Annotated in this window: 6 protein-coding genes; 4 read left to right on the top strand and 2 right to left on the bottom strand. The window is 58.8% G+C overall.

Translation table 11 applies throughout. The annotated features are described in order from the left end of the window. Window positions 1-53 precede the first annotated feature (53 nt). From J3U88_RS02880 to J3U88_RS02865, 4 genes are all read left to right on the top strand, one after another. On the top strand, window positions 54-740 hold the full coding sequence (locus J3U88_RS02880; protein ID WP_207856625.1) for an SDR family NAD(P)-dependent oxidoreductase: 687 nt from the start codon (window positions 54-56) through the stop codon (window positions 738-740). Beyond that, entirely contained in the window at window positions 740-1,414 is a 675-nt protein-coding gene (locus J3U88_RS02875; RefSeq protein WP_207856624.1) for a cupin domain-containing protein, read from the top strand. Before J3U88_RS02880 ends, J3U88_RS02875 begins: the two co-directional genes overlap by 1 nt. 628 nt (window positions 1,415-2,042) lie before the next feature. Continuing rightward, window positions 2,043-2,513, top strand: a complete 471-nt coding sequence (locus J3U88_RS02870; RefSeq protein WP_207856623.1) for a type VI secretion system tube protein Hcp — start codon at window positions 2,043-2,045, stop codon at window positions 2,511-2,513. Window positions 2,514-2,994: 481 nt separating this feature from the next. Next, complete coding sequence (locus J3U88_RS02865) at window positions 2,995-3,639, top strand: hypothetical protein (protein ID WP_207856622.1); 645 nt, start codon at window positions 2,995-2,997, stop codon at window positions 3,637-3,639. A gap of 32 nt (window positions 3,640-3,671) precedes the next feature. On the opposite strand, the gene J3U88_RS02860 is transcribed toward J3U88_RS02865, so the two are convergent. Further along, window positions 3,672-7,625 (bottom strand): LVIVD repeat-containing protein, encoded by a 3,954-nt coding sequence (locus tag J3U88_RS02860; RefSeq protein WP_207856621.1) that lies wholly within the window; start codon window positions 7,623-7,625, stop codon window positions 3,672-3,674. A gap of 149 nt (window positions 7,626-7,774) precedes the next feature. After that, the gene (locus J3U88_RS02855) at window positions 7,775-11,731 is read right to left on the bottom strand and encodes an LVIVD repeat-containing protein (protein WP_207856620.1); all 3,957 of its coding nucleotides are present in this window, start codon (window positions 11,729-11,731) and stop codon (window positions 7,775-7,777) included. Window positions 11,732-12,110: the final 379 nt, after the last annotated feature.

Here is a 12,110-nt window from a genome sequence, read left to right as displayed (position 1 = left end):
GTTAGGCTTGAGGAATCCCATACCGACAGCATCCAACCTAATCAGGAGCACCCATGTCCGACATCATCGTGATTAGTGGCTTTAACCAAGGGCTCGGCAGTGAATGTGCCGCCCGCTTACTCGCCCGCGGCGACCGCGTTTTCGGACTCTCCCGGTCCGGTCGCACCCTCGCAACGCCCCACGCGCGCTTCCATGCCGAAACCTGTGACCTCACATCCGAAACAGCCGTCCAGGAAACCTTTTTGCGGATCAAAAAAGATTTCGGTGCACCCGGCGTGCTGATCCACAACGCCGCCCGCCTGCTGCTCGACGACTTTACCCAAATCGGAACCGAGGCCTTTGAAGCGGTTTTGCGCACCAACGTGACCAGTGCATTCCTCTGCGCCCAAGCGGTCCTGCCCGACATGCTTGCAGCAGGCAAAGGGACCCTCATTTTTTCCGGGGCGACGGCATCGGTGAAAGCCGGCGCTCGATCCGGCGCTTTCGCGGCTTCCAAGTTCGCATTGCGCGGCATGGCCCAATCACTGGCCCGCGCTTACCAGAAACAAGGTATCCACGTGGTGCATCCGATCATCGACGGTGTGATTTGGGGCGAACGGGCGGAAAAGGTGTTCGGCATGGACCGCAACGCCTGCATCGCGCCGGCCCACCTCGCCGACATCTACCTCAACCTCATCGAACAACCCCGGTCCTGCTGGACCCACGAACTGGATATCCGGCCTGCTCTGGAGGTGTTTTAATGGGCGACGTCAATCTCAACATGGATTTCAACCAACAGCTTGCCATCGAAACCACGGCCATGGCCTGGTCTCCCTCGCCGGCAGCGGGCGTCGAACGCAAACGCCTGGAACGCGAAAACGCGGAATCGGGACGGGCCACCAGCGTGGTGCGTTACGGTGCGGGCTCCTCCTTCCCCACCCACGTCCACGGCGGCGGCGAAGAATTTTTGGTGTTGGAAGGGGTTTTTTCCGACGAAAACGGGCACTACCCGGTAGGCTCCTACGTCCGCAATCCACCGGGCTCCAGCCACGCGCCCTTTAGCGACGGGGGCTGCACGATTTTGGTCAAACTCCACCAAATGGACGCAAGCGATCAAATCACGGTGGTCCATCGCACGACCGACGAACCCTGGTCAGCGGGTGAGGTGGCGGGCCACGCGCGCCAACAGCTCAACGACAACCCACGCGAACGGGTCAGCTTCGAAAAATTGGCGGCCGGTACGGCATTGCCACCGATCAAGGACCCCAACGGTCAAGAGTTCTACGTGGTTTCAGGCTCACTCAGGGTCAACGGCGGCGAACACCCTGCAGGCACCTGGCTGCGCTTTCCCCCCGGCGAAACAACCCGGATCAGCGCAACAACGGCGACGGTCTTCTGGCACAAACGCGGCCATTTGGCCGAGCCACCACGGTGATCAAGCCCGCATTTCTCACCAGAATTCGTCGCGAGGCCTTGAAATCGCGGTGAGGAAACAGGTTACGACCGATGGCAAACGCGGCGGGTCCGACCATTCCGGGGTCCGACCATTCAGGGATCGACCATTCGGGGTCCGACCATTCGGGGTCCGACCATTCGGGGTCCGACCATTCGGGGTCCGACCATTCGGCGTTGCAGCGCTACCGTGAAGGCGGCTCGACCGAGTAAGGCGGACGGCCGTCCCCTCGTCATCACAAGGCTTGCCCCGTAGCAGAATTCCTTGTGAGAAATGCGGGTTAACCCGAAAGAAGTCGGCTCAGATCTGTCCGGGATTGAAATGGGCGGTGTTCCAATATGAGACACCGCCCATTTTGCGTTTTTCCGTTATCAAGAACACCCTGTTTGACCCACCAAACAAATGCCGACTTTTTTGGCGAACAGACCATGAAAACAAGAGGAATGAACCGGCCCGTGAAAATCCACACGACACAATCCACGGTAAATAACCCTATAAAAATCATATGCTTAAATATTTTTAAAAATTTCCCAACGGGTTACACCAAAAGCCGGCACGCGGCCTGCAATAACCTCAAGCGTCGAAGCGAATCATACTAAGGAGACCTACCATGACCGTTTATTCTTTTATCAACTGCGGCGCCATTCCCGGCAAGGAAGCAGAAACCGGCCACGAGAGCCACATCCGCGTTCACGAATTGCAACTCAGCTCCAACCTGCCCGTTTCCGAGCTGGACAACAAAGTAAAGTCCAAGCGCTCACGTCAACCCTTGACCTACGTTTCCGAAATGGGCAAACACACCCCGGTTACCTTCCAACACCTGTTCAACAACCTTGAAATCCCCGACCTCGAAGTCCTGTTCTACCGCCCCGACATCACCAACGGCGACATGGTCAACTACTTCACCATCAAATTCAAACGCCTTAAAGTGGTTTACTCCGGCATCACCAAACGCAACGTGTACCTGCCCGAAAGCGACAGCTTCCCCGATGAGCACACCACCAAAATGGTCTACGGCAACGTGGTTTACAGCTACAACGAAGACGGCATCGAAGCCGAGGACGAAGTTAACGATCACTAGAAAACGGCGCGCTCGGCTGAGGCCACCCCATCCGAGTGAACCCTGCAACGCCGGCTTATCCTGAAACCGAATATCGGTCTCCCGGCGCAAGTGTTCATCCTATCTAAAAAGGTCCCACATCCGTGGGGCCTTTTTTCGTTTGGTCCAGGCCGTGGAGCCCATGGGAATACAAACTATTGCCTAAGAAGCACGATTAGCGTGAGGGATTTTGGTTAAAGATCTGGAGCGAAATGGCTTGGAAAAAGCGGACCGGGGTCGCGCGCGACCGCACCCGGTGGTCCTGAGCATTTTTACAGGCCGTTGCAGCCCAGATGTTTAGCCAAAATCGCCGCGTCAGCGCTTCTTAGGTTTTGACCCAGGGGTTGGCGGTATGCGATAGTGGCAAGCATTGTGTGTATCACACCAGGTAACGCGCGCAACAGCCCCGACGGAACAGCAGCGCCGCGGCCAATCGCGCCAATGGTGGGGAGCTTTCTTTGCCATGACCGATCAGCCGTCTTCTCCCTTTGACATACTCCAACAGCAGGTAGAAAAACAAAACCTAAGCCTCGACACCGATTGGTGCGGTTTTGATGAAATCTATCCCTATTTAGAGATGATGACCCTGGACGGCTGGGTGACCTGCCTCACCTGTGACCCACTCACCAATGAACCCGCCTACACCTTTAATTTGAGCCCCGGCAGCGCGGGAACCGAACCCATGACAGGGTACGCGGAAGAACGCGACAGCATGTTGGCCCAGGTGGTCGCTGCTTACCTTGTGACCCTTCCCGCAAACCATGCCGTGCCAACCACGCAACCATGGGACCCTCAACCCACGGAACTGCAGGCACGCGCCATGATGACACTCGCTCAAATTCAAGGCATTCCGATGTCCATGTACTGGCATGGGGTCAATGATCTGTGGCCTTTGATTGAGGCGGTCCGGGACGACGGCTGCAGCCTGTTTCTCAAATTCGACGGTCAACGCAATCGAAACCAGATGACCCTTCTCATCTACGGCGGGGCCTTAGGCGACGTGCGCCTGCGCCGCGACGGCGACAATCTTCTCGACACCCTGGTCCAATTGATGTTGGATTATGCGGGGGTAGTCCCACCGCGCTACCGCACCAATCCAAGTTACTAAATCGAAATCGATGCGTGCGCGATGGGCCGGGTTTAACGAACGCGGGTCGCGACAAGGCCTTGGGTGACGCTCCCGTTCCGTTCCAGCGCGATCACGGCGGTAAGCCGCGCATCCGTTTGGCCTTTAACGCTTAATGCGGTTGCCGCCTCACGCACGGATGTCTCGAAGATCGCGGCTAAGTCCAGCGTGACGGGTTGATCGGGTGACGGGGTGAAGGTGTGGCTTGCCGCACGGCCCGTCTCGCTCAACAGTTGCAGGGTGACCTTCCCCTCGGCACCGCGTTGCAGAAGGGTCACCGTTCCTGTTGCTTGGGAAAGCGGCAGCGATAGGTGCGTGCCCAAGGCCGCGTCCGGCACGGTCGGCAGCCAAGTCGCGGTTGCACTTTGCAGCCAAGCCGCGCTGGGTCGCACCGCATCCAGACGTACCGCCTCGGCAGACAGCGCATCGGCGGCAAAGACGTCGCGCCGTTGCGTTGACGGCAGCATTTCACCACCACCGGTCAGTTGGGTTTCAACCGCGGCACCCTGGTGCACTTCTAAGCGCAAGCCGGAAACCTGACCGGGCACCGGAACCACGTGGAATTGAGGTTGGGCGCGATCCCGTTCAAGCGCGACCAGTTCACCCGCGGCGGCATCAATCGCCCACAAGCGGTCGTCGGCGGCGGCGACATGGGAAGCCTGAAGATCGAGCAACCGATCCACGACGTTCAAATCGAAGGGGTTGCTCGAATCCACCAAGGCCAAGCCATTGTGCTGGTCCGCCACTAAGACGCTGTCAGCCAGTACCACCGCGGTGTCGGTTAAAAAGTGAGGGCTGTAGCCGTGGCCGTAATAGCTGTAATCGGGAAACCATGGCTCATGAACGCTTAACAAACCATTTCCCGGGTACAACCAAAACAATTGTTCCCCGCGTCGCAGCAGTTGGTGATAACCCCTGTTGACAAAAACGTTATAGCGAAGTTCCTTGACCCGGGTCACCACCGGGGCATCGCGTAAGTCCAAAACATCGATTTGACTAAAGTCCTGAAAAACGGAAAGGAACCCGTCTTCAAAGGAAAAGGACGACAGGTCCTGAAAATAATCTTCGGCCAACAGCCGCGGGACGGCGGGTTCACCTAAATCGTAGAGCTTCCACAGCGACTCGGCGTAAGGAGTGGAACAGCCGAGCACCATCCGTCGGTTCGGGAAGGTCGCGGTTTCGATTTGGATCACCCCGCTTTCCGGTAACGAAGCGGCGCGCTGAAGAACCCCTTGGCCGTCGGGCACAAAAAGCACCACGGCATCTTGGTCGGCGACGATTAAAATTTCATCGACCCAAGCCAGGTCGCCAACTAAATCGAATCCAGTCAGTGCGGATTCGGCGAGCACACCCTGTTCGGTGTGGCGGAACAATTGAACGCGGTCCCCGACGGCAACCGCGATCCGATCAGCTTGCGCCGCCACGGCAGCGACCGTCTCAGCCGAAGCCAGGGGCACCCGTTCGCTGACACGCAAGCCGCCCTGTTGGGCGTCGGCGGCATCAAAAGATTGCGGTAACACGCTTTGGTGGCTCAAATCTTCGCCGAATTGGAACTGTTCACCCAGCAACAGCTTGTCGGTTTCGGCTTGGAGACGGAAGCTGAAATCACCCGCGGGCAAAACCACCACATTGGGTTCAAGCGGGTCTAATTCCACGAGACGCTCACCGGCCACATCGCCGTTTTGGTTCAACCAGAACAAACGCGCATGGAACCCGTAAACGTCTTCCTGCAAAGGGGTAACCACCAAGGCACGGAACCCGTTTTGATCTTGAAACGCGGGAAACACCAAATCACTACCCAGTTGGGCCTCGGTTAACGCGGCGTGAATGACGGCCCCGGCGGGGTCGCGTCGTTCCAGAAAAACAGGCACCTTTTGGGTATCGCCCTCAATTTTTAGACTGTAACCGGTGGCACCGGGAAACAAATCAGCCGCATTCCACTGCTGGGCACGGTTGGGTGGCAGGGTCAAACGATGGGTTTGGGCGGGGAGGCCGCGTTTCAACGCGGTCAAGTGCAGGGTTTGCGGTACGGCGCTTTCGTTAACGAAGGTCAGCTTGCTTTCAAACGGCGGGTTTTGACTGACCCAAGGCAGGTATTGAGTTTCAACCGCGTTTTTGACCCGAACCACTTCCAGGCGACCGGTGTTACCGCCGGACACAAACATCAGGTTGCCCAACCACAGCGTATCGGCCACACCGCCCATGGGCAGGCGTCCGACTTCAGCGGGGGCATAAGGGTCGGCGGCATCCATGATGACCAAATCGCGACCCACAAGCACCACCCGGTCTCCCTTAATGGTCAGCCGTGTGGGTTCATTGGCAAAGGTCCCGGCCACGGTTTTCTGCGTGGTACGGCGCAAACCGTTCTGTTGGTCAAACAGCATTCCGCTCAAATTGCCGGTTACCCAATGGGTAAGCACCTGGTCGCCCATCACGGCAAAACCTTGGTGGAAGAGGTGCCCGGTGCCGCTGTACGCATTACTCAGCAGCGTCAAGCGCCGGCATTCGGATGACCAGTGGTAACGGGTCACCGAATCCATTTGCAGGGTCGTGAGCCGCTCGCCGTCAAAGTCGATGCCGACAGGATAATCCCGAATGCCAAAAACGCTGATAATCTGGGGCGATTGGGGCACGCTCAGGTCCAGCACTTCAATGCGTCCCTCGCGGCTGAGGTCGACGGCGGCGGCCATCAGCAGCTTGCCGGTTACCGGATCGGTGTTCACATCCACGGTGGTGTAGGCGGTCTCGATGGTCGCGCGCGGCGACGGCTGCTCGGGGTTCTGAATATCGAAAAGAAAACAATCATCACCCAGCACAACCAAAAGATCGCCGACGACGTGTAATTGGCGAACACGGGCGATTTGCAGGGTGGTGATGGGTTTCAAAGCAAAGGGATCGCGGCGGTCAAACAACCACAGGGCATCGCCCTTCACCCAGTAAAGAACATGGTCCTTCACGGCCAATTCACCGGCAATGCCACCCTGTTCGAGTCGGGCCGTCACCTCTTGACCGGCGGCGTTTTCCCGCCAAACCTGCACACCCCGAAAGTCGCCGGTTAACCAACCGCCGTCACCCAAATTCAAAACATCCTGGTGGGAAACCCCGCCGCGGCGGGCAGTCAAGGTCGGGGCCGCGTTGCCGGTACGTTCGAAGAACCAAAGGTCCTCGTCCTGGTCACCAACCACCAATTGGTCGGGGCCGACGGCGAGCAATTGCGGTGGGTCGGTATCGTCACCTAAGGACACGGGGGTGCCCAATTGCCAACCCTCGGGACCTCGGTCCCAATACAGCAATTGTCGGCTGTCCTGATCGACGGCATAGAGGCTTTGCGCCGTGTGACCGAGCCCGCCTACGCTGAAATCGGCGCCTTGAGGTACTTCCAAAGCAACAGCATCCTCGATGCTTTCAGCCGATGGGGGCAGGTGCAGCAGCCTGTCGCGATCCAAAATGAACAGGTCCTCGCCTACAAGCGCGAGTTCCCCGGAAGCGCCCGGCCAGTCAAAGCTACGCTGGAGGGCGATTTCGCCGCTATCACGTACCTGGTAAATGGCCAGGCGACCGAACGCGCGAACCACGAGCTGATGCCGCGTACCCGTCCATTGGCGGGCATCGCCTTGGGTGTCAAATTCGGCCACGATTTGAACCGATTGCTCGCCTAATTGAACCAAGCGCAAGGTAAAGCGGTCACCGACCCACATATAGGCGCCGTCGCGAACGACATGAAGAATGTGATGGTTGGTCAGATTCACCTGCCTGGTAACCCGTGGTTGGCCGGCCTCGTCCAGTGCCAGGAAATCCAAACCGTTCCTGGCCACGCCAATCAGGCCAACCGGACTGTCCTCCAAATAGCGATAACCGTTATAACCCCAAGTACTAAGGCGCTCAAGGCCAAGCTTACCGGCAAATAAAGCGCCGTTGGCAAGCCATAGCAGCAGGACAAATGTGGTTGCATGATGCAGTGTTTTCATGAATGACCCTTTCATTGAATAAATGTTGAAGGACGAGGTCTCTAATCTTAAACGCCCGGAAGCAGGGAAAATCCGTTCAATCTTTTTGCAAAATCGCGAAAAAACAGGAATTGCCGCCCGCACGCGCGGCAACGCCCATCGCCTTTTTATCAGCGACGCACTTCCGCCGCCATTAATTGCCGCAAGCTTCCGTTTTCTACACGATGAAGGACGGCCCCCAATCGTGAACCCCCGGGGCCGGACAGACGCAGGCCCCGCGCGTCGCTCAGTTCCGCCGCGTCGAAAAGCTCGGCCAGATCGACCGTTTGCGATGCGCCGGCGTCAGCGCGCACAAAACGCGCGTTGCCGAGGCCGTTCTCTCGCAGCAGCCGCAGTTGGAGCGACGGCACCGATTCAGCACCCACATTGACGATGGTCACGGCCGAGGCGGCGGCCGAAAGCGGGAGGTGCAGTTGGGAACCAAATTGGTTGTCGCGTAACCCGGGGGTGAGGTATTCGGGTTTATCGGCGAAAGGAAACCAAGCGTGGAGCGGATGATCGGCATCGAGCGCCAAGGTGGTCCACGGAAGGCTCTCCGCCCCTTCCTCGCCCAGAGTAAAGGAACCAAATCGATTTACCAGCATGCCTTCAGTTGCATTTCCGTTTTCCCAGATTCGGTAGCGGGTCGCCGTGGCACTGTTTTGATGGAGATCCAATACAGGCGTGGTGCGCCCTAAAGGAACGTAGGGGAACACAACCTGAGGCACGGTTTCTTGCGTAGGCCCCTGCACCTGAACCCTGCCGTCCCCGTCAACGAGCCACAAAACATCGGCGGCGGCGGCGATGAATTCGGACTGCAGATTGGGGGACAACGCGAGCGGTGTGAGCGGGTTGGGGCCGCCAATCGCGTAGGTTTTGAGACCGTTGCCACCGTCGGCGACAAAAACACGGCCGCCGCCAACCGCAACGGCCGCGGCGAGGGGTGCGTCGATGGGGCACAAAACGGCTGATTCGCCATCACGCTGCTCCAGCGCAAACAGGCCGCGCCCCGGTTCGAGCAAAAGCACCCAATCGCCCGACACCACCAGCTTCGGCTCAGCCGCGGTCAGCGGGTTTTCAAAATCGTAGCGCTTCAGCGGCAGCTGCCTTGCCGGATCACGCAAATCAAAAACATCCACCCTTTGTACATCGGTGATCACGGCGGCAAGACCGTCGCCAAGGCCGAAACGCGTTCCCGGCAACATGGCGCGGCGGTTCTGTAAACGGGGCGCACCCTCTTCGCCAAGGTCGTACAGGCCCCAATGATCGCCCGCGCCGACCACCAGGGAGGAAGCTTCACCCTCGAGGAGCGCGACCTGGACGGCACCGTCAATCGGCATCAGGGCGGGACGATGGGTGTCTTGCAAACCCCGGCGTGGGTAAACCAAAACCCCTTGCTCATGATCGAGGACCACCAACCAGGTTTCGTTCATGGCCAGATCGCGAATATCGGCAAAACCCTCGAGCCGGGTTTCAACCACAACCCCGTCGGCCACGGTGGTCAACAGGAACAGGGTATCGCTGCCCGCGAGCGCCAGGCTTGAACCGGATGCAGCGACGGCCCGCCGTTCCTGTTCGGGCAGCGGATGGTCCCATTGTGCGCGCGGCTCAAACGCGGGACGAGCTTGGCGAGAACGGTCGGGGGACCAAGCGTGTAGGCTGTAGTGTGAGAAATTGGCGCGAACGTGGGTTTCCTCGCCGAGCAAAGCCACGCCGGGTTCGGCGGTGATCCGGTAGCGACGCGTTCTTTCCGAAGTATTCTGGAAAACCGCGTTGGCTCGATTGGCTTTGAGGGTGATTTCGGAGGAATCGTACACCACGACGCCGTCGGCCGCATAAGTATCGACGCGAACGGTGACCTGCTCGCGATCAGGCGCCAGGGGCAGCACCACCATCACCCGTGATCGCAGGTGCGCCGCCAAGCTTGGGAAAACCAGTTCGGATCCGGCCTGATCCGCGCGCATCGCGGGCAACACCAAGGTCTCATCCCTAACCTGACGCGTGTAATACACGGTCACCGGTGGACCGGCCGAGGTGATTTCCAGGGCGTAACCATATTGAACGGGAAACAGTTCGTCGGCATCCCATTCACTTACGGAAAAGGCCGCAACCTCACGCTGTAAGGAATGCGAAAGGTTGGGATCGTCGCTTTTGGGTCGCAGGGTCACCAACGCGGGTCGGATGTTGGGATTCATGATTTTTAGTTTGGTGGTGTAGGGGTAACGGTTGCTGACCCAAGGCACATAAAGCGGTGCTTGCCGGGGCTCGGGTTGGTAAAGTCGCAGCAGGCCGCTTTCCCGTTCGGAAACCAAAAGGGTGGACCCGCTAAAAGCGAAACCGGCAACGCCGTCGCTGGGTACCACGCCGACAAGACGGGGTTCACCGAATGGCTGTTGGTCAAAAATGCGCAAATCGCGACCCCCCAACCACAGGCGATTGTCGCGAAGCCGGGGCCGCAACGGGGATGGATCGTCCGGTGTCGCATAGGCGCGATCCCAAACGGGAACCCAAACCCCATCGCTGTTGGCGGCAAGGGAATAAACGCCGCCGTTTTCGCGGCGAATCAGAACACCCGTGTCCTCAACAACGAGCCAGGCATTGTCGCCATGACGAGTGACAACAGCTTCAACGTCGTTAAATTGTTGCCGGTCGGCATCCCAGAGATCGAATGCGACCTGATCGGCACCCAACACATGCAGCCGGCGCCCGTCCCAAACGAGATCGCGCGGCGCAAAGGACAAAGGGAGACCCGCGATCAAGCGCGGCCCGCCGGCATGGCTCAGGTCGTAAAGGGCGAGTTGCCCCTCCCCCAAACGGTTCACCCCGGCCGCAACCAGGGTTTCCCCGGCGGTGTCGAAGGTGTCGAAACGTCCGCTTAACACGGACTGGAGTCGGGGTTGCGCGGGGTTCGAAACGTCGACCAGGTGCAATCCGTCACCCATGGCCACCAACAGATCGTCGGCCAAGCGCAACCGCGAAACGGTGCCGAGTTGCAGCGATGCAAGCACCACCGGCGCCGCGGGGTTGGCGATATCAACCACCTGTAACGCGCCGCCATGCAACCAAAAAGCGGTGTTGTCGCGACAGACCAGATCGCCACCCTTACCGCTCTCGGCAAGCACCGCAAGGTGCCCAAGCTGATTGGGGCCGGCCACGGTGGTGCGCACAACCTGTCCGTTTTGCACCATCAACCAAGTACCATCCTCAAGCGGCGCCAAGTCTTCGAACACACGTCGTGTCTGGCGCAACCGCAACACGGGCGGCCCCTCGGCGGGCAGGTCAAACAGCCATAAGGTATCGGCGGCGTCGGTTAAGGCGAGCCGGTGTTGGTCCAGGTAGCGAATGCGCACGGTGCCGCGCGCGCCGGTCAGGGGCACCTGTTGCGGTGGCTGCCAGGTAAAAAGCTGTTTGCGCCACTGGTAGAGCGCGTGGGCGCCCTGGTCGACGGCGACAACCGTCCCTTCAAATCCGCCAAAACCATCGCGTTCCCAGCGTGCGCCGGGCGCGGCTTCCAACTGGGCGGCTTCGGCGTCGGGTCGGCTGTTGACGATCTGGACGTGTAAGTGATCCCTGGTTTGAATGACGACATCGGAACCGGCAAGCGCGGAAGACGCGATGGGAAAACGCCAGGGAAAACGATAGCGCAGGGTCATTTCTCGGCGCCCGCCAGGTTCGTAAACCAAAAATTCGCCGTTGCCCCAAATCACCAAATAGGATCGGTTGCCGTGCCACCAACGGACCTCGCCGCGTTGGCGAAGGCTTTGCGGCACGGAGACAGTCTCGTCGTCAAAAGTGACCAACAGGAACTGACTGCCAAACTGCACCCAGGCCTGGTCGCCGTCCCGTTGAAAAGCGTCCAACCCGGCCAGGGACCAAGGCTGGGTGGCCGCGAGGTTGAGGCGCTCCGGTTCGGGACTTTGCAAAAAGCCGATCCGGTCGGGGGACAAAGCAACACCGCTGTCACCGGCCGGAACCACATACCGCCATCCTGGCTGTCCCACGCTGCCTAGTGTTTGATAAGTTTGTTCGCCTGCACCCAACAGGGAGGTGATAAAAAATAAGGGTAACAGGCTGAATCGATATAACATAAGCGCTCCATCTAAAAACAAGGTCTGGTTCACGAAAAAACAACACGGCTGGATGCACCGCTTCCTACCGGGGCGAACCCGTAACCAGAGACAGAAACAACGAAAAAAGAATTTTTCCGCGCGGGCTCAATCAAGAAGGTGCATTTTCTTGCCATCATGGGAAAGGGGCAAAATAAAGGCCGGCTTGGTTATTTAGATGAAAGAAAAGAAGGTTTTGGCCACCACGTCGGGTTTGGTCTCCCAAACCCGACGTCTCTTGTTAAGGGTGCCAACGGGGCATCACTTTCTAAATGAAAGGAATGCACAAACATGATGACAAGCGGGGAAGTCGCCACACAGGATCCTGGTTTGGTCCTGTACGGTGCTCATACGCCATCGA

This window comes from Acanthopleuribacter pedis (assembly GCF_017377855.1).
In the GTDB taxonomy this organism is placed as follows: Bacteria; Acidobacteriota; Holophagae; order Acanthopleuribacterales; family Acanthopleuribacteraceae; genus Acanthopleuribacter; species Acanthopleuribacter pedis.
Note: the sequence above shows the minus strand (reverse complement) of the source record. Positions and strands in the feature narration are given on the sequence as shown.

Bases quoted from the DNA above. Each gene is read 5' to 3' on its own strand.
- J3U88_RS02880 (WP_207856625.1), top strand. From the start codon at position 54: ATGTCCGACATCATCGTGATTAGTGGCTTTAACCAAGGGCTCGGCAGT.
- J3U88_RS02875 (WP_207856624.1), top strand. From the start codon at position 740: ATGGGCGACGTCAATCTCAACATGGATTTCAACCAACAGCTTGCCATC.
- J3U88_RS02870 (WP_207856623.1), top strand. From the start codon at position 2,043: ATGACCGTTTATTCTTTTATCAACTGCGGCGCCATTCCCGGCAAGGAA.
- J3U88_RS02865 (WP_207856622.1), top strand. From the start codon at position 2,995: ATGACCGATCAGCCGTCTTCTCCCTTTGACATACTCCAACAGCAGGTA.
- J3U88_RS02860 (WP_207856621.1), bottom strand. From the start codon at position 7,625: ATGAAAACACTGCATCATGCAACCACATTTGTCCTGCTGCTATGGCTT.
- J3U88_RS02855 (WP_207856620.1), bottom strand. From the start codon at position 11,731: ATGTTATATCGATTCAGCCTGTTACCCTTATTTTTTATCACCTCCCTG.